We start from the raw sequence: 25,737 nt of genomic DNA on the forward strand, positions 1-25,737 counted from the left end.
CGTATCTGGTGGGGAGTTCGTATCGGCGTCCGCGGTGAGTTCTCCGTGCCACTCGGGTCAGTAACGGCATGACCAACCCAGAATCCAGCACCATCGTGAACATCGGCGTGGCCATGTTCACCGTCGCAGATCAGGACGCGGCTCTCGACTTCTATTCGCGCGTGCTCGGCTTCGAGATTCGCGGCGATCTGCGGTTCGGCCCCGAAAACGAATACCGGTGGTTGGAGGTGGCCCCGCCGGGATCGACGGCACGGCTCGCCCTGAACCCGCCGATGGGAGGAACGCCCGGCGGCGGATCCATCGGTGTCGAGACAGCCGACGTCGCGGCCGAACACAAGCGTCTGAGTGCACTCGGCGGAGTCGATCTCGACGACTTCATGGAAGAAGTCGAGGGTGTTCCGCCCATGTTCGCGCTGCGTGATCCCGACGGCAATTCGGTGTGGGTCGTGCAAGCCTGACGGTTCGACCGGCTATCTCCGGTCGATGAACGTGTACAGCTCGGCGATCGTGCCGTCCTTGATGACGGCGAAGTCCTGGCCGGTGACGACGGCTGGGGCGTCGGGTGGCGAGAGTGCCCAGGAAATGCGTGCGACGTCGCCCAGCACGGCGGGTTCGACTGTGACGGAGAAGGACAGGCCGGCGGAGTCGGTGAGGAGTGCGGTGATCACTCACCGAGCGGACGGTCTCGACCACCGACGGCCGCGCCACGGATGCCGTTCCGACCGAGGCGGGCCGGGCGGCTCTGGACGCGTCGGCACCGGGTCACGTCGAGCTGGTGCATCGATTGTTCTTCGACGGATTGGCAACCAAGGAGGTCGACGCTCTCGGATCGATCCTCACTCGTCTGCGCGACCACGTGCGAACCAACGGGACGCTGCCTCGGCCGCAGTGACACCTCCATCAGGTGGCTCCGGGGTGCTCACTCGTGGTGGCAGACGGCTTCGAGGTCGATGCCGTTGAGGTCGCGCACGAAGGATCCGTAGTACGTGGCGTGGTATTCCGGCTGCAGTCCCGGCGGCCGGAGCTCGACTGCTCCTGCCGAGAGTGCTGCCGCGTGGAAGGCGTCGACGGTGGCGCGATCCGGGGCGCTGAACGCGAGATGGGTGTGGGGTCCGATGGCCGATCCCGGTGCGTCGACGATCCAGAAGAAGGGCTTCACGCTCGCCCAGCCGAACGCGATCATGGCGAGCTGGTTGGCCTCGGGGGTGTGCGGTACCCGCATGATTTCGCTGATCCCCAGCGGTGCGAGTGCAGCACCGTAGAACTCGGCGCTGGCGGTGAGATCGGTGACGCCGATGTTGAGGTGGTCGATTTGGGAGCCGGTGCGGTCGATGTTCGTCATGCGCTCGAGTGTGGCCGAGGTCGCGGACGACTTCGGTCCTGAATCGAATGACAACGTCGTGTTCACTTTCCCGTTCGATCGATGACGGGCACAGTTCGCTCGGGCGCGAGAGCCTCGAAGGATGGTGAGACGGGGTAATGAGATACGGTTCGGGCAGGACATCTCTGTGCGTGCTGGGGCCACGCGTCGACAGTTCCTGACATGGAGTGCGCTGGTGGGGGCGCTGGCGTTCACTCCCGAACTCGCGGGAACCACGGCGACGGCAGGTGCGCAGTCCGTGGTGACCCCGGACTACCCGTTCCGCCTCGGCGTGGCATCCGGCGACCCACTGCCCGATTCGGTGGTGCTGTGGACCAGACTCGCCACCGATCCCTTCGCGCCACTGGGTGGAATGACTCCCGGCGTTGTGCCGGTGCGGTGGCAGATCTCGGCGGACGAGCGATTCGCGAGCATCACCCGCGAAGGTATCGAGCTGGCCACCGAGTTCGACGGCTGGTCGATTCACGTCGACGTCCGAGGTCTCGAGCCAGCTCGCGAATACTTCTATCGCTTCCTCGTCGGACCGCATGCCAGCCCGGTGGGCCGCACCAAAACTGCACCGGCACAGGGTCAACCGTTGAGCAAGCTCGACTTCGCGTGGGCGTCGTGCCAGAAGTGGGAGGACGGCTACTTCGGCGCGTACCAGGACTTGGCCGCGTCGAATCTCGATGTGGTGTTCTTTCTGGGCGACTACATCTACGAGTACGCGATCAAGGACGAGGGTGCCAGGCACGGCGAGCCGCGCACCGAATCCGCTGCCCGAGAAACCATGGTGCTCAGCGACTATCGCGACCGATATGCGCTGTACAAGGCGGACGAGAATCTTGCTGCGGCCCACGCGTCGGCACCGTTCGTCTCGACGTTCGACGATCACGAGGTGGACAACAACTGGGCCTCGCAGATCAGCCAGGACGACGACGATCCGCGAGAGTTCCTGTTGCGCAGAGCCGATGCGTTCAAGGCGTGGTGGGAGAACACTCCGGTTCGGGCGAATCTGAAGCCCGTCGGACCGGACATGACGGTCTATCGCCGGTTCTCGTTCGGAGATCTGGTGGACTTTTCGGTACTGGACACGCGGCAGTACCGCAGCGATCAGGCGCACGGCGACGGCGAGCATGCGCAGGACGCCGAGACGGCAGATCCGTCGCGCACGATCACTGGTGCAGCGCAGGAGAAGTGGATACTCGACGGTTTCGCATCACCGTCGAGGTGGAACTTCCTGGCGCACCAGACGGTCATCTCGGACCTGGCCCGTGGGCTCGGCAGCGATCGCAAGGTCGGGATGGACCCGTGGAGCGGATACGAGGCGTCTCGGCACCGAATTCTGGACGGGGCCAGGGATCGCGGCACGAAGAACGTCGCGTCGATCGTCGGCGACATTCATCGCACGATCGTCTCCGAACTGCGCCGCGACTACCAGGATCAGGCGTCGCCGATCCAAGGTGTGGAGATCGCGACCACCTCGATCGCGTCGGGTAAGGACGGTGCCGATGTCGACTCGGCCGGTGCGGCCATCGCCGAAGCTTCTCCGCACGTCAAGTACGGAAATGCTCGGCGCGGCTATCTCCGTGGCACGCTGACGAACACCGAATGGCGTTCGGAGGTCAGGGTTCTCGATCGCGTCTCCACACCGGGGGCATCGGTACGAACCGCAGCGACGGTCACCGTCCCCGAAGGCCGCCCCGAGATTCAGCTGGGCTGACGCCGGTCATTGACGGATCGCGAACATCGGCATCGCCAGACCGAGCAGCATCACGGTGAACAGCAACCATGCCGCGCCCTGCCAGATCGGCCACGTGCCACCGGCACGGTAGGACCTGTATCCCAACGTCAGAGCTCCGATGCCGCCGAGGAAGCACACTGCGGGCACCGACGCTGCCAACACGGGATTCGTGCGGTCGACGACCAGGAACAGCGCGGTCAGTGCCGCAGCCACCGCCACCACGACCGCACAGTATCCGGCCGCTCTGCGAAAGACGACGGGGTCGTTCCAGCGCTTTTCGACGTCGCGGTCGGCGATGGTGCGTTCGGTCGGATCGTTGGCGGGCATACCGGTGGGTTACCCGCTGCGCGCGGGTCTACCCACATGTCGGCCGGTCAGCGACCGTCGGCGATGATCTGTGCGACGTTGCGTTCGGCGAGTGCGGTGATGGTCAGCGACGGGTTCGCGGCTCCGGTGCTGCCCGGGATCAACGCACCGTCGACGACGTAGAGCCCGGGGTGGCCTTTCACCCGGCCGTAGCCGTCGGTGACGTCGCCCAGCACCGCGCCGCCGAGGGGGTGGGCGGTGAAGGTGTCGTCGACGTCGCGGGTGAACGGTTCGGCCGCGACGATGGTTCCGCCGGCCTTGGCCATCCGATTCTGTACTGCGCGTAGGGCTTCGACGGTGTCCCGGCTGCCGCCCTTCGGCCAATTCAGCGTCAATCGGTCTGTGGCGGAATCGAATCCGAAGTTTCCGCGCAGTGGGTCGATGGTCATGCCGAGTGAGCCGATGAATCCGAGGTTGACGGGAACGCCTGGCACGTACCAGTTTTCGACGGTCAGTGGCAGTGAGGAGTCGTCGACGATGCGGGAGGCGCAGGGCGCACCTTGCGGTCCGGCGGACATCGGCCCGAGCGACCGTGTCATCGACGCGTCGCCGTTGGTGCCCCAGCCGGTGCCGACGAATTCGTTGAGGTTCGGCAGTGCGCCGGTGGTGCGGGCGCGCATCAGCAGTTCGGTGGTGCCGATGGATCCGGCTCCGAGGACGAGCGTGTCGCAGGTGACGGTGCGTGTCTCGACGATGTTGCCGAACGGGTCGAGGCGTTCGATCTCGACGCGGTAGCGGTCGCCGGATTCGGTGCCGATCGCTGCGACGCGGTGGCTGTGGCACACCGTCGCGCGGCCGGTTGCCTCGGCCTGGGGGATGTAGTTCTGCGTCAGGTCGTGCTTGGCACCGTTGGAGTTGCCGAAGGTGCTCGCGCCGACGGTCGCGGACGGCCGCGAGCGTCCGGCGAGCTCGTCGCGGACGACGTTCCAGTTCCAGTTGCCGTCCACTGCCTGTGGGGTGAACCCGGCCCGCCGGGCGTGGTCGTCCCAGGTGCGCGAGTGCGAGAAGTTCGGGCTGTTGTAGACGTCCTCGGGCATCGGCGACGGCCGGAGCATCGAGCGCGCCTTCGGGTACCAGGTGGCGGCCATCTCGTCGTAGTTCAGGCGTCCGCCGAAGGAGGCGTCGAAGAACTTCTTGTCGGGGGCGATGGTGACGCCGGTGTAGACGATCGAGCCACCGCCGACGGCTGCGCCGCGCCAGACCGAGAGGTTCTCGTACCGGGTGGTGTCGAGTACGCCGCCGAACAGGTCGACCGGTCCGACGGGCATTCCGGTGATGTTGGTGAACGAGGTCTGCTGCCACAGTCCGCGTCCGTCGGCGGTCATGTCGGCGGTGAAGATCTCGCGCCACGGGTCACGTGGCCAGCGCAGTCCACGTTCGAGGACGGTGACCTGGGTGCCGGCCTGTGCCATACGAAGGGCGGCAGCGCTGGCACCGAATCCGGAGCCGATGACGAGGACGGGAGAGTGGTCCGGTGGGCGCGGGGGATCGGCGAACAGCTCGGGGACCAGTGATCGGATTCGTTCGGCACCGATGGGGAGTGCGCCTGCTGTGGAAGAACCCGGTGCCCCGGCGGAGCCCAGGACCGGAGCGGCGGCAGCGCCGAGCATTCCGGCAGCGGCCAAACGCAGCAGTTGCCTTCGATTCACGGAAAACTTCCCCCTAGTACGTGCGGACAGCGCTCTCGATTGTGTCGTGTTTGCTGTAAGAAAGCGAACACTTCGGTCGGATATAGGGACGGCTCCCAGCTCGGCCTCAGGTTTGCCTGTCACACTCCGCTCATGGTTTCGGCATCGGTGGCTCTGTTACTGCTCTTGGCAGCGGTCGTGGGCATCGCAGCGCACCTTGTCGACGCCCGTGGGCAGGCGATGCTCGTCTTCGGTGCTTTGGCACATGTCCTCATGCTCGCCGTGGTGCCGGGCACTGTTCTCGCGGCCGTGGCGTTCGGTTGGTGGGGGCTGGCGGCGGGCGCGGTTGTATCGGTGGGCGCCGCCGCTACACAGATTCCTCTGTACAGGCACCGCTCCCGGACGGCGGCGGAGTCGGAGCTGACGGTGTTGCATGCCAACATCTGGTTGGGTCAGGCCGATCCCGACGCGTTGGTCGCGCTGGTCGAGCGGCACCGACCCGACGTGCTCACTCTCGTCGAACTGACGCCGGAGGCCGACGCCCGCCTTCGCCCGGTGCTGTCCGGCTCGTTGCCGTACGCGCACGTCAGCGCCGCTCCCGGCGGCGAGGGCACCGGAATCTACAGTCGCTTCCCGCTGGTCGACGAGCAGCGTCACGACGGTTTCGTGACAGAGCTGCTCTCCGCGCGGGTGGAGATGCCGGGCCGGCCGCTGGTGTTCGCAGTCCATCCGGTGCCGCCGTGGCCGCGGGAGCCGTCCGAATGGGTACGTGAGCTGGGGCTGTTGCGCCAGCTGCTGGCCAAGATCCCCGTCGACGACGGTCCGGTGGTGGTGGCGGGCGACTTCAACGCGACGCAGGACCATCGGCGGTACCGAGATCTACAGGACGGCCGGTTCGTCGATGCGGCGGTGGCCACGGGGGCGGGCATGCTCAGGACGTACCCGGCGCACACGTGGTATCCGCCGGTGATCGCCATCGACCACGTTCTGGTGGCAGATCTGGCCGTTGGATCGGTGGAAGGCGTGACGATTCCCGGCTCCGACCACCGCGGCATCCTGGCTCGGCTGGCCTTCGGTCCCGGTCAGCGCTGATCAGGACTGTGCGGGCAGTTGCTGCACCGACCACTTGTTGCCGTCGGGGTCGGCGAAGTACACGAACGTGCCCCAGCCCTCGTCCTTCGGCGGGTCGATGGTCAGGCCGGCTGAGGTGAGGTGCTCGTAGGCCTGCTGGACGTTGTCGACGACCATCAGGATTCCGGCGCCCTTGCCCGGCTCGGCGTCGGTGATGTTCTCGCCGATCGCGATGGAGCACGCCGAGCCCGGGGGAGTGAGCTGGACGTATCGGATGCCGTCCCAGGGGCGGGCATCGTGGTCGGCGTTGAAACCGATCGAGACGTAGAAGTCCTTGGCGCGGTCCACGTCGGTGACGGCCAGGGTGACGAGTTCGATCTTCATGGTGAGGTTCATGCCGCAATGATGAGCGTCATTGCGGACACATTCGGTCCGCGTCGAACGAACACTTCGAGAAATATGCCCGACGCCTCGGCGGTTGAGATATCCGTGTTCTTCTCATTGCTCGACAGGTCCCGCACTCGATCCGGTTTCGACGACGCCTCGGCACTGCGGCATTCCGTCGAACGAGCGATTCATGCGGAGAAGATCGGGCTGCATCGGTTCTGGGTGGCCGAGCATCACGGCGTTCCCGGGATCGCGTCGGGTGCGCCGGCGGTGCTGGCTGCGGCGGTTGCGTCGCGCACCTCGCGTATCCGCGTCGGATCCGGCGGAGTGATGCTGCCCAACCATCAGCCGCTGGTCGTGGCCGAGCAATTTCTGATGTTGGAGTCTCTGTTTCCCGGCCGGATCGACCTCGGTGTCGGTCGCTCCCTCGGTTTCACCGAGCCGGTTCGGGCAGCATTGCGCAGTGAGCGGACCGACACGTTCGAGGCCGACATCGCCGAATTGCGTTCGTATCTGGACGGTTCGGGTTCGGTGACGGCCCGGCCCACTGTCCCGTCTCCACCGGTGTTCGTACTCGCGACGGGAGCCGGTCTCGAGGTTGCCGCTCGCGCCGGGCTTCCGGTCGTCGTCGGCGGACCGATAGTGCATCAGGACGATCCATTGGCGCTCTACCGCAAGTATTTTCGTCCCTCGCCGTCGAATCCCTCACCGTACGTGATCGTTTCGTTGGACGTCACCATCGCAGCGGACACCGCCGATGCCCGCAGGCTCGCCGTCCCGGAGGCGTGGGCGATGGCCAGGTCCAGACGTGAGGGTGAGTTCCCGGCTCTGCAACCGGCGTCGGGGATCGATGAATCACAGTGGACGCCGCAGACGCGGAACCGAATCGAGGCGTCGTTGGCGTCGAGCATCCTCGGCACGGCCGGGCAGGTCCGTCCGCGGCTGGAGGAGGTGGTCGAGCGCACCCGCGCGAACGAGATCATGGCGTCGACGTCGACGTACGATCGCGCCGAATTGCTCGACGCCGATGCCGCGTTCGCTCAGCTCGCAGGGGTGGCGCGCTGAACCGGTGCCGTCGCTGCCAGGGCGGCCACCAGGTCGCGTTGAATGTCGGTGATGGGCACGGTCGCGTCGACCACTGCCGATACCGGGAGTCTCAGCCTGCGGTCGGCCTCGGTGCGGAAGACCAGGCCGGTCTTGGGGGTGCTGTCGGCGGTGCTGGCGTACAGGATGGACCAGCATTGTGGGTTCTTGAGGAGTTCGGCGCTGGCGGTGTGATCGGACGCCACGGGCGGGCCGAAGCTCAGTGGCAGTCCGCTCCGTTTCATCTCACGCTCGATCACCCGGTGCAGCAGGATCTGCTCGCTCCGTTTGGGAAGTAGCAGGGGGTAGCCGGCGAGCTGACTCAGACTCGGGTTGCTCTCACCCGCCAGAGGATGCCCCTCGGGGAGGACGACGACGAGATCTTCGGTCCACAGCTCGGTGACGTGAAGACCGGAGCGTTCGACGCTGCCGCGGATCAGCGCCACCTGGCAGTCACCGGACGTCACCGCTTCGATCTGTTCTGCGAATCGTTTCAGGACGAAGTCGATCTCGGCGTCGGGATGGCGCTCGCGTACCGCGACGATGGCGGAGATGGCGTTGGCTGCGAAGGTCATGTTTCCGGTCAGGCGCAGCTGATTACGTTTGCGCGTCGTCAGCGCCAGGGCGGCTTGCTCCAGCTCCACCATGTGCCGGGCGATGGACACCAATTGTGCTCCGACAACGGTCAATCGGACGGTACGAGAGGTTCGCTCGAACAGGGGCTCACCGATTTCTCGTTCCAACTTGGAGATCTGCAGGCTGATCGCCGATTGCGAGACGTAGCAGCGTTCGGCGGCGCGGGAGAAGTTCAGTTCCTCCCCGACCGCGAGGAAGTATTTCAGCTGCCGCAGTTCCATGCGGCTATTCAATCATGAGTTCTGCTCATAGATGCTATTTCAACTTCCGCGTTGATAGAGCATCGCGGTCGGAGTTTCATGGAGGTAGTTCTTCGTAGAGGAAAAGACTCGAGCCGAAAAGGAAAGTGCTGTGCAAACGTACGACGTCGTCATCGTGGGATCGGGATTCGGAGCATTGGCCGCCGCCAAGTCTCTGGGCAAGGCCGGTGTGACGTTCTCGCTGATCTCCAGCACCACCGAACACCTCTTTCAGCCGCTGCTCTACCAGGCCGCAACCGGAATGCTCTCGACGGGCGAGATCGCCCCGCCGATCAGGCGCATTCTCGCGCAGTACGAGTCGGCCGACGTGCGTCTCGGACGCGTCGTCGATGTCGATCCCGAGGCGCACCAGGTCACCTACATCGGTGCCGGGCAGAGCCACACCATCAGCTTCGGTCGTCTCATCGTCGCCACGGGAGCCACGCAGGCGTATTTCGGTCGCGACGAGTTCAAGGACCGCACGTTCGCGCTCAAGACCGTCGACGACGCGATCGCTCTGCGTGAGCAGATTCTGAGCTGCTACGAATCCGCGCACCTGACAACCGATTCGGCTGCTCGCAAGGAGCTGTTGAGCTTCGTCGTCGTCGGTGCAGGCGCGACGGGTGTCGAGCTCGCAGGTCAGATCAGGGATCTCGCGCACCGCTACTTCGCCGGCTCGTTCCCGGACATCGATCCCGACGACGTCACGGTGACCCTCGTCGACGGTGTCAAGGAAGTGCTGCCGGCGTTCGGCGGCAAGCTCAGCGCGTACGCCCGTACGAAGCTCGAGAAGTCGGGCGTCGACGTCGTCACCGGTGCCATGGTCACCGATATCGCCGACGACGTGGTGACGGTGCAGGACGTGGACACCAAGACGTCGAGGACGTTCGCCGCCAAGACGGTCATCTGGTCGGCGGGCGTGCAGGCCAGTGACCTGGCGGCCACCGTTGCCGAGCGGACCGGGTGTGAGACCGACCGTGCCGGACGGCTTCTCGTGCACGACGACCTGACGGTCGGTTCGGCGAAGGACATCTACGCGATCGGCGACGTGACGTCGCTGAACAAGTTGCCCGGTCAGTCGCCGGTGGCGATGCAGCAGGGCAGGCACGTTGCGAAGATGATCATCGGAAAGGTCGACGCGGGAACGCCGTTCGAGTACACCGACAAGGGCAGCATGTCGATCGTCGGCCGCTTCAGCGCGGTGGCGCGGCTGTTCGGCAAGGTCGACATGTCGGGACCGATCGCGTGGATCATGTGGCTCGCGGTGCACCTGATGTACCTGGTCGGCTTCCGGAACCGCTACGTTGCGGTGGTGTCGTGGATGACCTCGTACATCGGTGACAAGCGACCGCACTTCCAGTACACCGACCATTCCGCTTCGCTGGAGGAGCACACCAGCGACACTGCCGACGAAGACGAGCGCAGAGCGGCCTAGTTGTGAAGACCTAGGTCGCGATGCCGTTGCGGTAGGCCCAGATCACCACGTGCACTCGGGTATTGACCTCGAGTTTGCGGCAGATGTTGCCGATGTGGGTCTTCACGGTGCTCTGTTCGACCTGCAGTGAACGGGCGATCTCGTTGTTGCCCAGTCCCTCCGCAAGTAGTCGAACCACTTCCATTTCGCGCAGACTCAGGTCGTGTTGCTGTGCAACGGGAGTGGTTCGAATCGGCCTGCCCCGGCGAGCGAACTCTGTCATCAAGCGCGGGGTCAGTCGTGGAGAGAGGACCGCTCCGCCGTCGGCGACGGTGACCACCGCGTCGGCGAGTTCGTCGGGGTCGGCGTCCTTGAGCAGGAAGCCGGACGCTCCGCTGTCGAGAGTTGCGAACACGTACTCGTCGAGGTCGAACGTGGTGACGACGATGACGCGAACGCTCTCGAACTGTGCCAGTATCTCGCGCGTTGCGGTCAGTCCGTCGCCGTTCGGCATCCTGATGTCCATCAGTACGACGTCCGGTCGCAGTGCCGACACCTGCTGCACGGCATGCCTTCCCGAGCTCGCGTGCCCGACGACCTCGATATCGGGATGGCCGGCGAGGAACAGCTCGAATCCCTGCCGAACCACGGGCTGATCGTCCGCGATGAGGACGGTGATCATGCCGGCATCTCCTGTGGTCGAGAGATCTTTCCGCCGACAGGTAGTCGAGCACGCACGGTCCACGTCGTTCGGTCGTCGGACGATCCTGCATCGAGGGTGCCGCCGAGTAGTGCGGTCCGCTCACGCATTCCGGGGATGCCGAACCCCTGACCCGAGGACTCGCGCAGCTCGGAGCTGTCCGGCGTGAGCGTGTTGGTGACGGTCACCTCGATGGCCGAGTTTAGGTTGGATACCTCTACGTAGACATCGCAGTTCGGCGCATGGCGTCGGGCGTTGGACAGCGATTCCTGAACGACGCGATAGCACGTCAACTGCACCGCGCTGTCGGTGTCGTCGCTGTCTGCGAGGATGCTCGTGTCGATGCGCCCAAACGACATTCGTGACTGCTCGATCAGTTCGGGAAGGTCGGCGATCATCGGCTGCGGAGCGCTGTCGTTCGTCTCGCTCGGGCGCAGTATGCCGACGATCTGGCGTAGGCTGTCGAGGGTCCGTTGGCCGTGATCGATTGCGCCGGTGAGTAGTTCGCGTGCCTGCTCGGGGTTGCTCGTGATGAGTGTCTTGGTTGCCTTGGCTTGGATGAGCATGCCGGTCAGGTGGTGGGCTGCGACGTCGTGTAGTTCGCGTGCCATGGCTCTTCGTTCGTTGTCCAGGGCTGCGTTCAGCTGTTGCCGGTGTTCGAGTTCGGCTCGGCCCAGGGCGGCCTCGCTCTCGAGTTCCTGCGCGCGGTTTCGTGCGATGTACTTGCCCAGTGCGATGAGCACCGTGTAGTTGATGGCGAGGTTCGCGATCTGTTCGGCGACCACGCCGATCGTGCCACCGGGGCCGGCCGCGGCATCCGGGTAGGACAGGCGGGTGTCGACGCTGACTGCGATTTCGAGAATCAGCCCGACGGCGATGGGGGCGAACAGGCGTGGCCCGGTCACCCGAATTGCCAAGGCGACGATGGCGAACCAGTACAGCGGGGTGAACCCGAGAGTCCGGTCCGGCAGGACGAGAATGAGCGCGACGCTGATCGCCACCACCGACAGGTATGCCGTGACGGGAAAGGATCGGCGCACGCACGTCACCGCGGTCATCGCCAGCAGGGCAACGACACTCACCGCGATCAGGGGTGGGCTGCTGACCAGTTCGTCCCGGGTGTCACCGACCGTGCCGGTGGAGAGTTGGAATCCGGCGTAGAAGAGAGTGGCCATGAGCATCTCGATCGGCAGTACCACGGGATTGCGCGGCCGCCACGCGGGTCTGAACCTGCGCAGCATCCTGGAACCAGCCGGCACCCGAGCACCACCCAGCATCAGAGTCGACTCCGTTCTCCTGCCGCATCTTTCGAGCTCGAGCTCTTCGTACCCGCAGTTTTGGAACCCAGCACCCACAGCGGTCCGGTGACGAACCAGAAGAACGTGATGACGCCCAGTGGCTGGATCACGGTCTTCAGCGCTGCTGCCTGCTCCGAGTCTGCCACGGTGTAGGCCAATGCGTAGGTGATCACCAGCGCGATGGCGGCGGCGACGAGCCATTTCGCGAATCCCCGAATCTCGTTGCGGTAGGCCCGCGGGCCGGTCTTCGGGGGCTTCACCGGTGCGGGTCCACCGGCGAATCGGTGCGCGAAGCGCACGTCGAGCCAGGCGACCGTCGAGTGCGCGAACACGACGGTCCAGCCGAGGTAGATCCCCGCGAGGCGGTGGGCGAATTCGACCTCCCCGCCTCGGTGCAGGTCGAGTGCCACTGCGGCGACGAGGACGACATCGAGGACCGGGAGCAGAGCCAGGGTGACAGTGCTGGCGCGTCGCATGCGTGCCAGGTAACGCAGGCACAGGCCACCGATCACCAGAACCCAGAAGCCGACCTCGCAGATCGCGATCGTCAGCAGAATCGGATTGTTCATGGACCCGATCTCACCGCAGCCGTCGCGCGCGCAATACCCCCGCGGAGGCGTCGTACCTGGTGGTTCGGCCGAAGGTACGACGCGGCTCTCCACCGAAAGTCGTAGCCGAACGCGCTACTGTGGAATTACGCATACAGGACACGCAGGCGACAGGGAGTCCGTCATGGCAGGCAAGAAGATCGACAGAGTGCACGCACAGTCCGCGTTGGAGACGGTGCGCGAGAACCCCGGCATCGCATTGATCGCCGCCGTGCCAGTACTGGCGGTAGCGGGACTGGTCTGGTGGCTGCTCGGGTTCCCCGCGTTCCTGCTGCTCCTCATCGCAGCAGGCGGAGTTCGGTACCTCTACGCCGGGCGTCGCTGACTACCGACAGACACTGATCACTGATCGGCGCGCGGGATGCAGAACTCTGTGATGGTTGCCGAGCCTGCGGCCAGTTCTGCCCAGGACGCCTCGGTGGTCAGCACTGCGATGGCCGAGGTGGGAAAGCGGTGTCGCACCTCGCGGGCCAGGTCGGTGTCGTCGTCGGCCGCCAGTTCGAGTGCGGTCCAAGGGATTCCGGGTTCGTGCCCGACGACCAGCAAGGTCGATACCGTCACGTCGTCGAAGTAGGTGTCGGCCAACCGGATTTCGTCGATGATCTCGTCGGCGGATCCGCCGTAGATGTCTCGCTCGAAGCGGGTGGGTAAGTCGCCGAGACCGGTAGCAGCCAGGGTCTCGCGGGTGCGCAGAGCCGTCGAGCACAGCACTGCGTCGACTGTGCCGACATGCTCGCCGATCCAGACTCCCGCGAGCGCCGCCTCACGTTGGCCGCGGGCGGCCAGGGGGCGTTCGTGATCCGGTACTCCGTCGGGGTAGCCGGATTTGCCGTGCCGCATCAGCACGAGGGTCCTAGTGGTCGCCATGCCGTCCACCGTAAACGGTCAGGGCGGCGGGATCAGGAAGAACGTCCACCTGCTCCGGGAAGACGAACTTGCGCATCGCCCACCATCGGAAAGCGGTTGCCAGCAACGTGCCGATGATGGACCCGCTGACGAAGTCGGCGATGTTCTCGGTGAGGAAGGACACGTTCGGCGAACGCAGATCCAGCATGTAACTCGATACCCACAGCGGTAGCTGGTTGATTGCCAGGCCGGTTCCGGCGACGGCGAAGAACAGCGCTGCCTCGTGGTGGCGACGTCGTCCGCCGCGTGCTGTGAACGACCATTCCCGGTTGAGGATGTACGACACGATCGTCGCGATCAGCACGGCCAGAACGTTCGCTGTCACCGGCTTGTCCTGCAGGATCGTCCACTTCAGGCCGAAGAACAGTACGACGGTGACGACGAAGGTGATCGCTCCGACGATGAGGAACTTGAGGGCCTCGGCGTGCTTGACGAGGGGCTCGAGCCAGCGCTGGGGAACGTGGTCGGTGAGGCGGTCGGACACATGCATCCCATCGACGTTACCTCGAGTAACGGATCGGGCCGGATTCGTCGCGGCTGCGAAGAGGGCCTAGAGCCGCGTCCTCAGGTGGTCCCGCAGCATTCGACGGACCTCTTCGGTCGCGAGTTGCTCGGGATATGTCACTGCCTGCAACGTCAGCCCGTCGACGAAGGCGCGCAGTTCGGCAGCCGCGCGTTCGTCTGTGGCGGTGTCGAAGGTGAAGGCGGGGGAGTTCGGTCGATCGAGGTCGTGCAGGTGTGCCCACGCGAGTCGGCACAGATACCGGCTGCCGAACCACCCGGCCGTCTTGAGGGCGGAGAGTCGTTCGTCGACTCTCGCTCGCACGATCGCTTCGAGCCACACCGACGCCTCCACGCTGCGGTCCTCGTCGAGGGGCAGCATCTCCTCGAGGACGCGGATAGCTCGCGCCAGGCCGTCGCCCTCGGTGGAGTGCGCCTCCAACCGCGCTACGACGCGTTGCGTCATGGCTTCGGCCGCGAACAGGACGAGTTCTCCTTGGTCGGAGAAGTAGTACCGCAGTGATCCGGGGGACACGCCGGCTTCGGCGGCGACGCTGCGTACCGTCGCCCCGTCCATTCCTGCTCGTTCGATGACGCGCCATACGGCGGCGACGATCTCCGCCCGGCGCGCATCGTGGTCGACGATCTTCGGCATCGGTCTGTTCTAGCACGAGCAAATCGTTTTCACACACTTGTACTGAAATCCTGTTACGGTACAGCTGTGTCAATACAGCTGACCGGACTCGCGCTGGTGGACAGCATCGGCATCGGGACTCTTGCGGTTCCGCTGTGGATGATGCTGCGGCCGTCATTTCGAGTTCGAGTGGTACTGGTGCACCTCGGCGTGCTGGGGCTGCTGTATCTCGGGGTCGGGCTCATGCTGCTGACGCTGCTCGAAGACGTGACCCTTACGTCCATGGCCCATGCCGTGCCCGGAAATGCGTGGGTGCGGATGACAGTGGGTGTGGTCGTTCTGGTTGCGGGCGTCGTCTGCGATCGGCGACGTCGACGCCCGAGCGCTACGTGGTGGATGCGGGCACCGGCGAGCGCTCGAGGGGTGGCCCTCCTCGCTGTTGCAGTGGGCACGGTCGAGGTGGCGACGATGCTGCCTTACGTCGCCGCGATCGACGCGGTGGCCGCGTCCGGCCGGGGACGGGCGTTCTCGGTCTCGATTCTCGCGGTCTACGTACTCATCACCCTGCTGCCTGCTCTGCTTCTGCTAACCGTCAGAGTGGCTGCATCGCAACAGTTTCCGTCGCTTCAGCGGCGTCTGATGCACCGCGTCCAACGCTGGAGTCAGGACATGGTGGGAACGGTGCTGCTCGTCGTGGGTGCGCTGCTGGTCGCAGATGCGGCCATCGAGATGAACCTGGTGTGACGTCGGCCCCGGTCGACTCGAGGAAAGGATGGGTCATGAGGGCAGGAAAATTTCGGGTAACCGATGCGCGCAGCATCGTCATGATGGTCGTCGGGGCAGTCTTGGCGCTGTTCTTCTGGGACCTGCGGGTGTTCTGGTTCCAGGGCGGACCACTCGGTTGTGTCCTGATGGTCCTCGCTGTGGTGGACGTATGGGACTCGCGGCGCGCCACCGGCAGGCGAGCAATTGTCGGGGAGTTGCGCGACGACATTTTCGGACGCGAGGATTCGACCGACACACCGGACCGCGATGGTCGACGGTGACTCACATCCCCGCGACGGTACTGAATTTTCGGTCCCCCCGTGATAAACAGGTCCGGGGGTCGACAGCTGTTCGATAACAGGCGATGCGGTGCTGAGTGGATGGTGGTGACCTGGTGGCGAGCAGTCTTGATGCGAATGCCATGGCTCACTCGCGCCGGCGAGGCCTGACTGCAGCCGGTACTACGGTGATGATTCTGTGCCTGGTGGCCGGTTGGGGCGTCGTCTACTTCATCGGCCTGGTGGGTGCGCTGTGGCGTTTCCGCGAGCCGAATGCACCTGCGCCCGTACTCACGTTGTCGGATCAATGGATGGACCTTGCGGTCGGTCTGGTGCAGGTGGCGGTAGGGGCGGCGGCAATCGCTGCGGTGTATTTCGTTCGTCGTCGCACGTTGCCCGCGGTGTGGCCGATGCGTCGCGGCACTGCGCTCGAGGCCGCGCTCACCTGGTGCGCGGCGATCGGTGCCGCGTCTGCTGCGCTGCTCGTCTTGTCTCGCATGGACATCGTCCGATTCAGCTTCTCGGTTCCGGCCTCGGTCGAATCCGATTGGCTCGCAGTAGTTTCGGCTCTCACCGTGGGCCTACGCGAGGAGCCGATTCTGGTGGCGCTACCGGTGTTGCTGCTCGTGGGCCGGCTCCCGATCTGGGCGATCATGGCGTTGTCGGCCACGATGCGAGGCCTTCTCTACATGTACTTCGGTGGCGGCGGATTTCTGTGGGCACTGTGCTGGGGTGCCGCGGCGGTCTGGGTGTTCTACCGCTACCGGCGGCTGTGGGTGTTGATCGCCGTCCACGGACTGGTGATGAACATTCAGGTGTTCGATCGAGTGATTCCATCCGAGAATTCGGCGACCGTTCTGCAGTGGATCAACATTCTGATCCTGTTCGCGGCGCTGCTGTGGTGGCTCACCCCGCGTGCGCTGGAGGCGTTCCTGCCGAACACGGTGGCCGTTCGGTACGGCGATGCGACCGTCGAGACGACTCCGGTGGTGGCCGAGGTGGTCCTGAACCCCGAGAAACTCGACCCCGACGAGTCCAGACGAGAGCCGCCCGTCAAGCCCTGACCATGCGGGCTTCGAGGCACTCCCAGATCGGGTCGAATTTCTCGGTGCCGTCCAGCTCGAATCGATGTTTGCGGTAGAACGCCACCGCACGATCGTTGGCCGCTGCCACCCACAGGTATGTCGATGCCTCCCGGTCGACGACGGTGGCCATGAGTTCTGTTGCGACTCCGGTGCCGTGGTGCTCGGGCACGACGTTCAGTGACCACAGTTCGGTCGGTGCCGGCGGATCGTCGTCGCGTGGTGGTCCGCCGGTGGCGAAACCGACGATGCGTGAACTACTGGTGTCGACGGCGCAGCGGGTCCGCACGCCGCGGCTCGACTGCTCGTCGCGGCGGGTGATGATCTGCTCCCATCGTTCGATGCGGTCGCGAGGGCGGATTGCATCGAGCTTGGCTCTGTTCATCATTCCCGCGTACGTCGCTTTCCAGATCGCCACGTGCGCTGCACCGAGCTGTTCTTCGTCGCCTGGGCGGATCTCGCGAATCGTGTAGCCGGCCACGGTTGTAGTTGTACCGCTACGGCTCGTGTTGTTCGTCGGATTTTCTTGTCGGACCCCTCTCGTACTATCGAATGTATGTTCGATAACGCTGGGTGGGGGGTGGCGCAGACGCCGCCGGTCGACGACTGTATCGCGGGCTTTCTCGACGTCATTGCACTCAACCGTGTCAACGAGAACCTTGCTCGGGCGGCGACCGTGCTTGCGTACTGCGACGTGCTCGAGATGCGCCTCGAAGCAGCCGAAGCCGACGGCGGAGATCCGGGCGAGACCGTCCGCGGTGCCCTGTGCGATCTCGCCGTGACGATGACCGGAACGCGTCGCGATGCGTCCGTTGTGCACGATGTCGCGGAGCGTCTGCATCGAATGCCGTTGACCGCCTTACGTTTCGTGACCGGCAGCTTCGACTGGTCGACGGTGGTCACGATCACCTCGGTGCTGCACCGCGCCGGTGACGAGGTGATTGCGGCAATCGAGCACGAGGTCTGTGCGGCGGGTGGCCGAATGCGTCCGCAGGCGTTGCGCAACCGGATCTGGCGGCTGTGGATGAAAGCCGATCCGGTCGGAGCCGCAGCTGCCCGAGAGACCGCGAAGTCCGAGGAGGTCGGTGTGCGAATCGACCGCACCGGTCCGGGTGGGATCGCGTCGCTCATCGCGAAGATCACCGATCTCGAAGCAGCCGAAGCGGACGCACTCATCGTCGAGATCGTCGGGACGGTCTGCAAGCGCGACCCACGATCGACGGGCACGCTGCGGGCCGCGGGTCTGATGGCGTTGCTGCACGGCGAGCATTCACTGGTGTGTCAGTGCGATCGCGGCGACGACTGCCCGGTGGCCGGCGCTGCCGACGATATCCCTCCTCGACGCGGGCATCTCCTCCAGATCGTGGTGGCGGTGGAGACGCTGCTGGGACTGTCCTCGGAGCCCGCAACCCTCGCCGACGGCACGCCCATCGACCCCGAAGTGGCGCGCATCGTTGCCACGGACGCGAAATGGCAGGCGCTGCTCACCGAGCTGGTCGAGATGCTGAAACCCGAACAGAGAAATTCGGGCGACGACGGATCGAACGACGATGGCCGGGACAGCGGTGGCCCCGATGACGGCGGTCCGGACGATGATGGCCCCGATGACGGTGGTCCAGACGATGGTGGCCCGGACGGTGGTGGCAGCACGTGCAGCCCCCACGGACCGGCCCCGCAACGCCCCGATGGTGGTTCGGACTCCGGCCGCGGGCAGTCGAACGGTGATGCCGGCTTCGGCCCCGACCGTGCCGACTCCCGCAGCGGCGATGTGTCTGGTTCGGTGTCGGGTCCGTTCGGGCCGTTCTCGACGGCTCCGCCGCTTTTGCGTCGGGTCGTCGGCATGGGCCGGGTGCGTGGTGCCGCCGAGCTTTCGTCCGCGCGTCTCGTGGATGCCCACTGTTGCCCACCCGTGAATCCGATACTGGGGGAGGAGTCTGTCCGTGACGGGCTCGTCGCACGGTGGCTTGCATGGATTGCCGATCAGCCCGAGTGTGCTCGCGGCATCTTTCCCGACGGTCATGGCGGCGAATCGGCTCCGTCGCAGTCGGCGGTGACGTATCGGCCCGGTGCCCGCGTCGTCGCGTTCGTTAGGGCTGCGTATCGCACCTGTACGTTTCCGAATTGCGACGTGCCGTCGGCTCGGTGCCAGATCGATCATCTGGTTCCGTTCGATCACGACGATCCTGAGCGCGGCGGTTGGACGATCGTGACCAATCTTCAGCCGGTGTGCGTGTTCCATCATCAGGCGAAGACCTCGGGGGCGTGGTCGGCGGTGATGCTCGCCGGAGGGGCCATTCTGTGGTCGAACTCTGTCGGTCTGCGCAGGGTCACGTTGCCGGACTTCTCGATCGCCTCTCCGACGCCACCGACGCCACCGCCGCCACCGCAAAAGTACATCGGCCGGGACGTCGCTGTCCCCGGCCGAACCCACCCGTTGGGAGCTCGAGTACAGCGGGTGTGCACCGCCGACACTCAAGGACTTTCGTTGTGCAGCAACGGAAAACGAGAGGCGGAAGCTCGCAGAGAAGAGGCGGGCCTACCTCGAACACTGTCGTGTCGTCCATGCGCGTGTTCGGTACGACCGCACCCGATACGACCCTCCGCCCTTCTGAAGAACACCCGCGCCGGTGTGGCACGGGCCTCTGGCCTGCTACCTTGAACGCCGTTCAAGTCTCTGGGGCAGGTCACCGTCCCACTCCTCGAGGAGCCACCCGTGTCAGATGTAGACCGCAGTACTCGCCGGCCGAGCCGTAAGGTCGGGCGAATGAACGTCTCGGCCCGCGACATGGCGCAGATCGCAGTGTTCGCAGCACTCATCGCCGCGCTCGGCCTGCCGGGATCCATCACGGTCGGATTCTCGGGTGTGCCCATCACCCTGCAGACCCTCGGCATCATCCTGTCCGGTGCCATCCTCGGACCCCGCAAGGGCACGGCGGCAGTCCTGGTGTTTCTCGCCCTGACGATGATCGGTCTGCCGCTGCTGGCGGGCGGGCGTACCGGCCTCGCAGCGGTGGCCGGGCCCACCGTCGGGTACCTCATCGGCTGGATCCCGGCCGCATTCCTGATCGGCCTGCTCACTGCGCGAATCCTGCCCAAGTACTCGATCGTGCTCGGCCTGCTGATCAACGCGGTCGGCGGAATTTTGGTCGTCTACGCATTCGGCATCATCGGGCTCGTTCTGCGCACCGACGTCGGACTCTGGGCCGCCGTCACGTCCAACGGACCGTTCCTGCCCGGTGACATCGCCAAAGTCGTCGTCGCGACCGTCGTCGCCAAGAGCGTCCACCGTGCGTACCCGGGCCTGATCAAGGCGTGACCCTCGAGCTGGGAGGTCGAGGCAACGGCACCGCGATCGTCTGGGCGGGTCGCGTGCTCACGTACACGGACCTCGACGCAGCCGTCGAGCAGTGGCCTCACCTCCCGGTGCACGATGCAACGGCGCTCGATCTGCCCGAGGCGTTGATCTGTGTGTTCGCGGCGGCCAGGCAGGGCAGCGCGGTGCGGGTCGAGGATCCGGCCATCAGGCCGGAACGTGCCGACGAGCAGAGTCCCGACCCGTTCCTGCTGGTGGCGACCTCGGGCTCCACCGGTCGCCCGAAACCGCTCGCTCGCACCGTCGCGTCGTGGGTCGACAGCTTCTCGGAGTTCACCGCCATCTCCGGTATCCGACAGTCCGACACCGTGCTGATCACCGGACCGCTGCACGCCACGATGCACCTGTTCGCCGCGGTGCACGCACTGTGGGTGGGGGCGTGCATCACCGACGATCCTGCGCAGGCCACTGCCGTTCATGCGGTGCCTGCGGTACTCCGTGACGTCCTCCACCGGATGCCTCACGCGAGGGTTGGCGTCGCTGCCGGTGCCGGTCTCGACGATGCTGCCGCGCAGACGATCTCGGCGCAGGACATCAGGCTGGTCGAGTACTACGGCTCGGCGGAGCTGTCGCTGGTGGCGGCACGAGTCGTGGGCGAGCACTTGTCACTGAGACTGCTCCGTGACGTCGAAGCACGCACCGAGGACGGGTACCTGTTCGTTCGATCGCCGTACGCTGCACTGGGTGCGCGCGATTGGTTCGGCGTCGGTGATCTGGCCGAACTGAACGGCTCCGAACTCCTCGTCCACGGCCGCGGGGATGCAGCGATCAACGTGGGCGGAACCACCGTGATCGCCGAGGACGTGGAGAACATCCTGACCGCACTCGACGGCGTCCGAGCTGCGGCAGCGATCGGCATACCGCACGCGGTTCTCGGCGAAACAGTCTCTGCCATAGTCGAACTCGACGGAACCCGCGACCTCGACCTCGTCCGCGCCGACGCCCGCGCCATCATGGCCAAGGAAGCACTGCCGCGACGCTGGACGGTGGTGCAGCAGTTGCCCCGCACCTCGAGCGGCAAGATCGCGCGAGGGGCATTGCAGGGAACGGCCCTGCAATGATGATCCCTGCTGTGCATGCGCCCGTCATCGTTGCGGCGAAACGCACGGCAATCGGTATCGCCGGGCATGGATTCGCCGATGTCACCGCCCCCGAGTTGGCCGCTCCTGTGCTGAAAGCTGTTGCGGCAGAGATCGGCTCACTCGACATCCCGATCGACGACGTGATCCTCGGCAACTGCCTCGGTCCCGGCGGCGACGTCGCACGTGTCTCGGCGCTGCTCGCGGGTCTCGGTCTCGACGTTCCAGGTGTCACCGTCGATCGGCAGTGCGGATCCGGACTCGACGCCGTCGTGCAGGCCGCGTCGCGCATCCGCAGCGGCGACGAGACACTGATTCTGGCCGGTGGCGTCGAATCTGCCAGCACCAGCCCGTGGCGATTCTGGCCACCGGTCGACGGTGAAGCACCCGTCCGCTACACGCGAGCGCCGTTCGCGCCACCCGGCTTCGCGGACCCGGACATGGGCGTGGCGGCGGACGACCTCGCGCGAATCCGCGGTATCGGGCGCGAACGCCAAGATGCCTACGCGGCACAGTCTTTCGCGCGCGCGGCGGTCTGCGACTTCTCGGCCGAGATCGTCACCGTGAACGACGTCGCAACCGACGAGCGTATCCGCCCCAACATGACCGCTCAGCGGCTCGGGAGGCTGCGCCCCACCTTCACCTCCGACGGCACCGTCACCGCGGGCAACTCCTGCGGAATATCCGACGGCGCAGCGGTTCTGGCCGTCACCACGGCCGAGCGCGCAGCCGGGATGCCGGCGTTGCGCATCCTCGGTAGCGCGGTCGCAGGGTCCGACCCGGCTCTTCCGGGACTGGGTCCGGTGCCGGCGATCGAGAAACTGCTCGCCCGCACCGGGGTGCGCATCGCCGATATCGACACCGTCGAGATCACCGAGGCGTTCGCGTCGGTCGTGCTCGCGGTCTCGGACGAATTGGGCCTCGACGAGGGTCTTATCTGTCCGGAGGGTGGGGCCATCGCCATGGGGCACCCGTGGGGAGCATCGGGCGCAATTCTACTGGTACGGTTGGCATCTCGAATGCTGCAACCCGGAGGACCGGCATTGGGCCTGGCGGCCTGCGCCATCGGCGGCGGGCAAGGGATAGCGATGCTGGTGGAGCGAGCAACATGAGCGAGGTTGTATGAGTACGGTCAGGTTCGAGAACATTTCGCACTCGTTCGGGGAACGGCAGGTGCTCTGCGGCATCGACCTCGAGTTCGACGAGCGGCGCATCGGCATCATCGGATCCAACGGCTCGGGCAAGTCGACGCTCGCCCGGATGATCAACGGTCTGATCAAGCCCGATACCGGCCGCGTCACGGTCGACGGCGTCGATGCCGCGAAGAAGGGTGCGCAGGTTCGCAAGAAGGTCGGTTTCGTGTTCACCGATCCCGATTCGCAGATCGTGATGCCCACGGTCGCAGAGGATCTCGCGTTCTCGTTGCGCAGGTCCGGCCTGAGCAAGGCCGAGGTGGCCGAGCGGGTGGACGAAATTCTGGTCCGGTTCCGTCTGGATCGGCACCGCGACCATCCGGCGCACCTGCTCTCGGGTGGACAGAAGCAGCTGCTCGCCATCGGCGCGGTCCTCATCCGACGGCCGGAGGTGGTCGTTGCGGACGAACCGACGACGCTGCTCGATCTGCGCAATGGTCGCGTCGTCGCGCAGGCTCTGGATTCGATGGATCAGCAAGTCATCGTCGTGACCCACCAACTGGCACTGTTGGACAGCTTCGAGCGCGTCATCGTCATCGACGACGGGCGTGTCGCATTCGACGGGGCTCCCGCCGCTGCCGTTCCGGCCTACCGAGAGCTGATCGGATGATCGGTCTCTACCGGCCCGGGACCTCGCTGCTGCACCGGATGAGCCCGGGATCGAAGTTGCTGGCACTGATCGTCGCGATCCTGGCGACGGTGATCTTCGCGCGCACTCCGCTCGAAGTAGGTGTGGTGGCGCTGCTTGTCGCGGCGTTGTTCGCAGTGGCTCGCATTCCGGCGAAAGTGGCACTGGCGCAACTACGTCCGGTGCTGTGGATGCTGTTGATCATCGGTGTGTTCCAGGTGATCATCACTACCTGGCAGCGGGCTGTGGTGGTGTGTGGGGTGCTGGTGATCTCCGTTGCTCTGGCGGCTCTGGTCACCCTTACCACCCGGGTGACCGACATGCTCGATACCGTCACCAGGGCGCTCGGTCCCGTCCGACGCTTCGGCGTCGATCCGGATCGCATCGGACTGCTCCTGGCCCTCGCCATTCGGTGCATCCCGCTGCTCGCGTCCATCGTGCAGGAGGTGTCGCAGGCGCGTAAGGCACGCGGACTGCAGTGGTCGATGACGGCGCTGGCAACCCCGGTCCTGGTGCGTGCTCTCCGTACCGCCGACGCCATGGGAGACGCGCTCGTCGCGCGCGGTGTCGATGACGATGACGTGAGAAGAGACGATGACGAGTGAGTTGCTCGCCGCCCGAATAGCGCGGCATTCCGACAGTCCCGAGGCGGCGGTCGTCGATGCGACCGGGGAGATCTCCTATCGCGAATTCTGGGGTGCGGTGGAACGCACCGCGGGCTCGTTGGCGGGCACGAGTCGCATCGCGGTGCTGCCGACGTCGGATATCGGATCCTTGGTGGTCGTCGTCGCGGCGATGCGTGCCGGGGTGAGTGTCGTTCTGCTGCATCGACATCTGTTGGCTCATGAATTCGCCGACGCCATGGCGGTGTGCCGGCCCTCGCTGATTGTCGCGCATCCGCGTCGGCACGGGCGGTTGCATGGTTGGGGTGCAGGCAACGTGGTCGCACCGGGCGATCTTGCACTCGGGCCGACAGAAATCAAGGCCATGCCCACACCGAAATCGGAGTTGCTCGTGGGCGTCACCTCCGGAACCACCGGTCCGCCCAAGTTGTTCGCGCGCAACCAGGCGTCATGGGCGGCGACGCTGGATCGCTCCGATGCCCTGTTCGATCTCGGTCCGGGGGATCGGGTGTCCGCGCCCGGTACTCTCGATCACACGCACTTCCTCTACGGTGCGTTGCACGGACTGACCCGGGGGGCGACGGTCGACCTGCGGGAGCCGACAGCGGCGCTCGAAGATGCTGCGACCCATCTGTATTCGGTCCCGACCATCGCCTGGGACATCGCTCGTTCGGGAGTGCGATCGGCGAGTGTCCGTGAGGTGCTCTCGTCTGCGGCGCGGTGGGCGGAATCGGGCAGGGCAGCGCTGGCGGCGGTACTGCCGAACGCTGGGCTGACACACTTCTACGGGGCGTCCGAGCTGAGTTTCGTGTCCTACGACCGAAGTGAACGCGATGGCGCAGAAATCAGTGGGCAGGTGTTCGACGGGGTCGAGATCGAGATCAGGGACGAGCTGCTGTACGTCCGCAGCGACATGCTGTTCGACGGCTATCTGAGCCGAGTGGGAGACCACACGACCCTGACGAACGGTCCGGACAGAAACGGATGGATGACGGTCGGCGATCGCGGCAGAGTCGACGACGGTCGCCTGACCTTGCGCGGCCGCGGCAGCGAGACGATCGTCCGGGCCGGTCTCACGGTGGAGTTGACTCCCATCGAGGCAGCCCTGCTCGCAGTTCCCGGTGTGCTCGAGGCCGGGGTGGTCGGGTTGCCCCACGACCGAACCGGCGAGGAACCTGCGGCCGGAGTCGTTGTGGCGCAGAACGATCCGATATCGGTGGCTCGGATTCGCCGGCACCTACGCACCGTACTGCCGGGTCCCAGCCTGCCGGTGGTGCTCGCCATCGTGGACAGCCTGCCGCGTACGCCGCGCGGCAAGCTCGATCGTCAGGCTCTGGCGGCAACCTTGGCCACGGTGCGCACCGTCGGCTCGCCCGATGCTCCTGTGACGACGAACCAGACGGTGAGCGCCCCTCCGTCGTAGCGGTGGCGCAGAGTGACACGCTCGTTCGCCAACACCGGGCTCAGGTATTCGATGACGGCTCGGTGCGGCGCGGCAGCCAGCTCGGGCACGTCCACCAGCAACTCCTCGATCGCATGCCAGTAGACAGCGTTGTTGAGGTGGTTGAACGGATCGATATCGGTTGCACGCAAAGGAAATTCGAGGTCGGTCGGCGATTCGGCCTGCACCGGCTCGGTCAACCACGCCTTCCATCGCAACCGGTGCTGATCGGTGGTGCGTCCCAGCATTTCCAGTGCGCCGTCACTGATGCGGGTCGGCATTCCGGTGTCCTTGCTGATGTTGATCCAGAAGCCCTCGGTCTCGATGCGCCCACCCTTCGGTGTCGTCAGTGCCACCCGCATGTTGGACCATCGCGTCGACATCGAGGAACACCAGCGCCGCATATGGACGCGGTCCGGGAAGTGGATCGGCTCGAAGACGTCGATGACGGTGCGTCGCACGATCCACATCGGATCGGTCTTGCCCAACGGTGTGGCATCGAGGTTGTCGGTGCCGATGTCCTGCAGGTAGCGGGCAACGCCGTCGAACCGCAGTCGGTTGTTCGGATCGATGTCGCCGGTCCGCACCGGCCAGCTGGCCTCGAAACCCTCACCGGGCGGCGGCTCCGGTGCCAGTTCGTCGTCGAAGCCTGCCGGTTCCACGCGTGCATTGGTCACGATGGCACTGTACGCGGACAGGC

30 protein-coding genes are annotated in these 25,737 nt (G+C 65.6%); 16 read left to right on the plus strand and 14 right to left on the minus strand.

The window, feature by feature from the left end; genetic code table 11:
* Positions 1–68 precede the first annotated feature (68 nt).
* Positions 69–458, plus strand: coding sequence for a VOC family protein (locus CH296_RS15645; RefSeq protein ID WP_094685145.1), 390 nt, complete (start codon positions 69–71; stop codon positions 456–458).
* Between the two features lie 12 nt (positions 459–470).
* On the opposite strand, the gene CH296_RS15650 is transcribed toward CH296_RS15645, so the two are convergent.
* Both CH296_RS15650 and CH296_RS15655 read right to left on the minus strand, forming a co-directional pair.
* Entirely contained in the window at positions 471–668 is a 198-nt protein-coding gene (locus CH296_RS15650) for a hypothetical protein (protein ID WP_094685146.1), read from the minus strand.
* Between the two features lie 251 nt (positions 669–919).
* The gene (locus tag CH296_RS15655; protein ID WP_094685147.1) at positions 920–1,342 is read right to left on the minus strand and encodes a VOC family protein; all 423 of its coding nucleotides are present in this window, start codon (positions 1,340–1,342) and stop codon (positions 920–922) included.
* Between the two features lie 121 nt (positions 1,343–1,463).
* Between CH296_RS15655 and CH296_RS15660 the strand changes: the two genes are divergently transcribed.
* On the plus strand, positions 1,464–3,083 hold the full coding sequence (locus CH296_RS15660) for an alkaline phosphatase (protein WP_094685148.1): 1,620 nt from the start codon (positions 1,464–1,466) through the stop codon (positions 3,081–3,083).
* Positions 3,084–3,089: 6 nt separating this feature from the next.
* On the opposite strand, the gene CH296_RS15665 is transcribed toward CH296_RS15660, so the two are convergent.
* A complete protein-coding gene (locus tag CH296_RS15665) occupies positions 3,090–3,431 on the minus strand; it encodes a hypothetical protein (protein WP_045199047.1) in 342 nt (113 codons plus the stop codon).
* 47 nt (positions 3,432–3,478) lie between these two features.
* Entirely contained in the window at positions 3,479–5,119 is a 1,641-nt protein-coding gene (locus CH296_RS15670; protein ID WP_094685149.1) for a GMC oxidoreductase, read from the minus strand.
* Between the two features lie 132 nt (positions 5,120–5,251).
* Here CH296_RS15670 and CH296_RS15675 point away from each other — a divergent pair, with 132 nt between their 5' ends.
* Positions 5,252–6,190, plus strand: a complete 939-nt coding sequence (locus CH296_RS15675) for an endonuclease/exonuclease/phosphatase family protein (RefSeq protein WP_094685150.1) — start codon at positions 5,252–5,254, stop codon at positions 6,188–6,190.
* On the opposite strand, the gene CH296_RS15680 is transcribed toward CH296_RS15675, so the two are convergent.
* Complete coding sequence (locus CH296_RS15680; protein WP_094685151.1) at positions 6,191–6,565, minus strand: VOC family protein; 375 nt, start codon at positions 6,563–6,565, stop codon at positions 6,191–6,193.
* Between the two features lie 93 nt (positions 6,566–6,658).
* Here CH296_RS15680 and CH296_RS15685 point away from each other — a divergent pair, with 93 nt between their 5' ends.
* A complete protein-coding gene (locus CH296_RS15685; protein WP_179277733.1) occupies positions 6,659–7,621 on the plus strand; it encodes an MsnO8 family LLM class oxidoreductase in 963 nt (320 codons plus the stop codon).
* Here the strand turns inward: CH296_RS15685 and CH296_RS15690 are convergent.
* A complete protein-coding gene (locus CH296_RS15690; RefSeq protein ID WP_094685152.1) occupies positions 7,597–8,496 on the minus strand; it encodes a LysR substrate-binding domain-containing protein in 900 nt (299 codons plus the stop codon). The genes CH296_RS15685 and CH296_RS15690 overlap by 25 nt on opposite strands.
* A gap of 130 nt (positions 8,497–8,626) precedes the next feature.
* Between CH296_RS15690 and CH296_RS15695 the strand changes: the two genes are divergently transcribed.
* Positions 8,627–9,949, plus strand: coding sequence for an NAD(P)/FAD-dependent oxidoreductase (locus CH296_RS15695; protein ID WP_094685153.1), 1,323 nt, complete (start codon positions 8,627–8,629; stop codon positions 9,947–9,949).
* 10 nt (positions 9,950–9,959) lie between these two features.
* On the opposite strand, the gene CH296_RS15700 is transcribed toward CH296_RS15695, so the two are convergent.
* The 3 genes from CH296_RS15700 to CH296_RS15710 all read right to left on the minus strand — a co-directional run bounded on the left by CH296_RS15700 (position 9,960) and on the right by CH296_RS15710 (position 12,495).
* Positions 9,960–10,610: a response regulator transcription factor gene (locus CH296_RS15700; RefSeq protein ID WP_094685154.1), complete on the minus strand. Its 651-nt coding sequence runs from the start codon at positions 10,608–10,610 to the stop codon at positions 9,960–9,962.
* Positions 10,607–11,803, minus strand: coding sequence for a sensor histidine kinase (locus tag CH296_RS15705; protein ID WP_179277734.1), 1,197 nt, complete (start codon positions 11,801–11,803; stop codon positions 10,607–10,609). The genes CH296_RS15700 and CH296_RS15705 overlap by 4 nt, the downstream gene beginning before the upstream one ends.
* A gap of 101 nt (positions 11,804–11,904) precedes the next feature.
* A complete protein-coding gene (locus tag CH296_RS15710) occupies positions 11,905–12,495 on the minus strand; it encodes a hypothetical protein (protein WP_256980469.1) in 591 nt (196 codons plus the stop codon).
* Between the two features lie 163 nt (positions 12,496–12,658).
* On the opposite strand from CH296_RS15710, the gene CH296_RS15715 reads away from it, so the two are divergent.
* Positions 12,659–12,859, plus strand: a complete 201-nt coding sequence (locus CH296_RS15715; protein ID WP_032393980.1) for a hypothetical protein — start codon at positions 12,659–12,661, stop codon at positions 12,857–12,859.
* Positions 12,860–12,876: 17 nt separating this feature from the next.
* Here the strand turns inward: CH296_RS15715 and CH296_RS15720 are convergent, their stop codons facing one another.
* From CH296_RS15720 to CH296_RS15730, 3 genes are read right to left on the minus strand one after another with little or no spacing between them, the layout of a single operon-like run.
* Positions 12,877–13,401, minus strand: a complete 525-nt coding sequence (locus CH296_RS15720; RefSeq protein WP_094685236.1) for a histidine phosphatase family protein — start codon at positions 13,399–13,401, stop codon at positions 12,877–12,879.
* The gene (locus CH296_RS15725) at positions 13,388–13,930 is read right to left on the minus strand and encodes a GtrA family protein (RefSeq protein WP_032393981.1); all 543 of its coding nucleotides are present in this window, start codon (positions 13,928–13,930) and stop codon (positions 13,388–13,390) included. The genes CH296_RS15720 and CH296_RS15725 overlap by 14 nt, the downstream gene beginning before the upstream one ends.
* A 60-nt stretch (positions 13,931–13,990) precedes the next feature.
* The gene (locus CH296_RS15730; protein WP_094685156.1) at positions 13,991–14,596 is read right to left on the minus strand and encodes a TetR/AcrR family transcriptional regulator; all 606 of its coding nucleotides are present in this window, start codon (positions 14,594–14,596) and stop codon (positions 13,991–13,993) included.
* A 66-nt stretch (positions 14,597–14,662) separates the two neighbouring features.
* On the opposite strand from CH296_RS15730, the gene CH296_RS15735 reads away from it, so the two are divergent.
* From CH296_RS15735 to CH296_RS15745, 3 genes are all read left to right on the plus strand, one after another.
* Entirely contained in the window at positions 14,663–15,319 is a 657-nt protein-coding gene (locus tag CH296_RS15735) for a GAP family protein (RefSeq protein ID WP_179277735.1), read from the plus strand.
* 35 nt (positions 15,320–15,354) lie between these two features.
* A complete protein-coding gene (locus CH296_RS15740) occupies positions 15,355–15,621 on the plus strand; it encodes a hypothetical protein (protein WP_045201033.1) in 267 nt (88 codons plus the stop codon).
* A gap of 113 nt (positions 15,622–15,734) precedes the next feature.
* A complete protein-coding gene (locus tag CH296_RS15745) occupies positions 15,735–16,682 on the plus strand; it encodes a CPBP family intramembrane glutamic endopeptidase (RefSeq protein ID WP_179273055.1) in 948 nt (315 codons plus the stop codon).
* Here CH296_RS15745 and CH296_RS15750 read toward each other — a convergent pair.
* On the minus strand, positions 16,672–17,181 hold the full coding sequence (locus CH296_RS15750; RefSeq protein ID WP_094685158.1) for a GNAT family N-acetyltransferase: 510 nt from the start codon (positions 17,179–17,181) through the stop codon (positions 16,672–16,674). The genes CH296_RS15745 and CH296_RS15750 overlap by 11 nt on opposite strands.
* A 75-nt stretch (positions 17,182–17,256) precedes the next feature.
* On the opposite strand from CH296_RS15750, the gene CH296_RS15755 reads away from it, so the two are divergent.
* The 7 genes from CH296_RS15755 to CH296_RS15785 all read left to right on the plus strand — a co-directional run bounded on the left by CH296_RS15755 (position 17,257) and on the right by CH296_RS15785 (position 25,019).
* Entirely contained in the window at positions 17,257–19,359 is a 2,103-nt protein-coding gene (locus CH296_RS15755) for an HNH endonuclease signature motif containing protein (RefSeq protein ID WP_143546369.1), read from the plus strand.
* A 105-nt stretch (positions 19,360–19,464) separates the two neighbouring features.
* Positions 19,465–20,016: a biotin transporter BioY gene (locus CH296_RS15760; RefSeq protein ID WP_176459369.1), complete on the plus strand. Its 552-nt coding sequence runs from the start codon at positions 19,465–19,467 to the stop codon at positions 20,014–20,016.
* Positions 20,013–21,134, plus strand: coding sequence for an AMP-binding protein (locus CH296_RS15765; RefSeq protein ID WP_094685160.1), 1,122 nt, complete (start codon positions 20,013–20,015; stop codon positions 21,132–21,134). Before CH296_RS15760 ends, CH296_RS15765 begins: the two co-directional genes overlap by 4 nt.
* Entirely contained in the window at positions 21,131–22,264 is a 1,134-nt protein-coding gene (locus tag CH296_RS15770; protein ID WP_094685161.1) for a thiolase family protein, read from the plus strand. Before CH296_RS15765 ends, CH296_RS15770 begins: the two co-directional genes overlap by 4 nt.
* A 10-nt stretch (positions 22,265–22,274) precedes the next feature.
* Positions 22,275–22,955 (plus strand): energy-coupling factor ABC transporter ATP-binding protein, encoded by a 681-nt coding sequence (locus CH296_RS15775; RefSeq protein ID WP_032393986.1) that lies wholly within the window; start codon positions 22,275–22,277, stop codon positions 22,953–22,955.
* Complete coding sequence (locus CH296_RS15780) at positions 22,952–23,578, plus strand: energy-coupling factor transporter transmembrane protein EcfT (protein WP_094685162.1); 627 nt, start codon at positions 22,952–22,954, stop codon at positions 23,576–23,578. Before CH296_RS15775 ends, CH296_RS15780 begins: the two co-directional genes overlap by 4 nt.
* Positions 23,568–25,019, plus strand: coding sequence for an AMP-binding protein (locus tag CH296_RS15785; protein WP_094685163.1), 1,452 nt, complete (start codon positions 23,568–23,570; stop codon positions 25,017–25,019). Before CH296_RS15780 ends, CH296_RS15785 begins: the two co-directional genes overlap by 11 nt.
* Here the strand turns inward: CH296_RS15785 and CH296_RS15790 are convergent.
* The gene (locus tag CH296_RS15790) at positions 24,923–25,714 is read right to left on the minus strand and encodes an acyl-[acyl-carrier-protein] thioesterase (protein WP_371828352.1); all 792 of its coding nucleotides are present in this window, start codon (positions 25,712–25,714) and stop codon (positions 24,923–24,925) included. The two genes, CH296_RS15785 and CH296_RS15790, sit on opposite strands and share 97 nt — an antisense overlap.
* Between the last annotated feature and the right edge of the window lie 23 nt (positions 25,715–25,737).

The organism is Rhodococcus sp. 14-2496-1d, from assembly GCF_002259365.1.
Classification (GTDB): Bacteria; Actinomycetota; Actinomycetes; order Mycobacteriales; family Mycobacteriaceae; genus Rhodococcoides.

What these genes read in the sequence shown, in the direction of transcription:
- CH296_RS15645 (WP_094685145.1), top strand. Translation starts at nt 69, where the DNA reads ATGACCAACCCAGAATCCAGCACCATCGTGAACATCGGCGTGGCCATG.
- CH296_RS15655 (WP_094685147.1), bottom strand. Translation starts at nt 1,342, where the DNA reads ATGACGAACATCGACCGCACCGGCTCCCAAATCGACCACCTCAACATC.
- CH296_RS15660 (WP_094685148.1), top strand. Translation starts at nt 1,464, where the DNA reads ATGGTGAGACGGGGTAATGAGATACGGTTCGGGCAGGACATCTCTGTG.
- CH296_RS15665 (WP_045199047.1), bottom strand. Translation starts at nt 3,431, where the DNA reads ATGCCCGCCAACGATCCGACCGAACGCACCATCGCCGACCGCGACGTC.
- CH296_RS15675 (WP_094685150.1), top strand. Translation starts at nt 5,252, where the DNA reads ATGGTTTCGGCATCGGTGGCTCTGTTACTGCTCTTGGCAGCGGTCGTG.
- CH296_RS15680 (WP_094685151.1), bottom strand. Translation starts at nt 6,565, where the DNA reads ATGAACCTCACCATGAAGATCGAACTCGTCACCCTGGCCGTCACCGAC.
- CH296_RS15690 (WP_094685152.1), bottom strand. Translation starts at nt 8,496, where the DNA reads ATGGAACTGCGGCAGCTGAAATACTTCCTCGCGGTCGGGGAGGAACTG.
- CH296_RS15700 (WP_094685154.1), bottom strand. Translation starts at nt 10,610, where the DNA reads ATGATCACCGTCCTCATCGCGGACGATCAGCCCGTGGTTCGGCAGGGA.
- CH296_RS15705 (WP_179277734.1), bottom strand. Translation starts at nt 11,803, where the DNA reads ATGGCCACTCTCTTCTACGCCGGATTCCAACTCTCCACCGGCACGGTC.
- CH296_RS15710 (WP_256980469.1), bottom strand. Translation starts at nt 12,495, where the DNA reads ATGAACAATCCGATTCTGCTGACGATCGCGATCTGCGAGGTCGGCTTC.
- CH296_RS15715 (WP_032393980.1), top strand. Translation starts at nt 12,659, where the DNA reads ATGGCAGGCAAGAAGATCGACAGAGTGCACGCACAGTCCGCGTTGGAG.
- CH296_RS15720 (WP_094685236.1), bottom strand. Translation starts at nt 13,401, where the DNA reads ATGGCGACCACTAGGACCCTCGTGCTGATGCGGCACGGCAAATCCGGC.
- CH296_RS15725 (WP_032393981.1), bottom strand. Translation starts at nt 13,930, where the DNA reads ATGCATGTGTCCGACCGCCTCACCGACCACGTTCCCCAGCGCTGGCTC.
- CH296_RS15730 (WP_094685156.1), bottom strand. Translation starts at nt 14,596, where the DNA reads ATGCCGAAGATCGTCGACCACGATGCGCGCCGGGCGGAGATCGTCGCC.
- CH296_RS15740 (WP_045201033.1), top strand. Translation starts at nt 15,355, where the DNA reads ATGAGGGCAGGAAAATTTCGGGTAACCGATGCGCGCAGCATCGTCATG.
- CH296_RS15755 (WP_143546369.1), top strand. Translation starts at nt 17,257, where the DNA reads ATGTTCGATAACGCTGGGTGGGGGGTGGCGCAGACGCCGCCGGTCGAC.
- CH296_RS15760 (WP_176459369.1), top strand. Translation starts at nt 19,465, where the DNA reads ATGAACGTCTCGGCCCGCGACATGGCGCAGATCGCAGTGTTCGCAGCA.
- CH296_RS15770 (WP_094685161.1), top strand. Translation starts at nt 21,131, where the DNA reads ATGATGATCCCTGCTGTGCATGCGCCCGTCATCGTTGCGGCGAAACGC.
- CH296_RS15775 (WP_032393986.1), top strand. Translation starts at nt 22,275, where the DNA reads ATGAGTACGGTCAGGTTCGAGAACATTTCGCACTCGTTCGGGGAACGG.
- CH296_RS15780 (WP_094685162.1), top strand. Translation starts at nt 22,952, where the DNA reads ATGATCGGTCTCTACCGGCCCGGGACCTCGCTGCTGCACCGGATGAGC.
- CH296_RS15785 (WP_094685163.1), top strand. Translation starts at nt 23,568, where the DNA reads ATGACGAGTGAGTTGCTCGCCGCCCGAATAGCGCGGCATTCCGACAGT.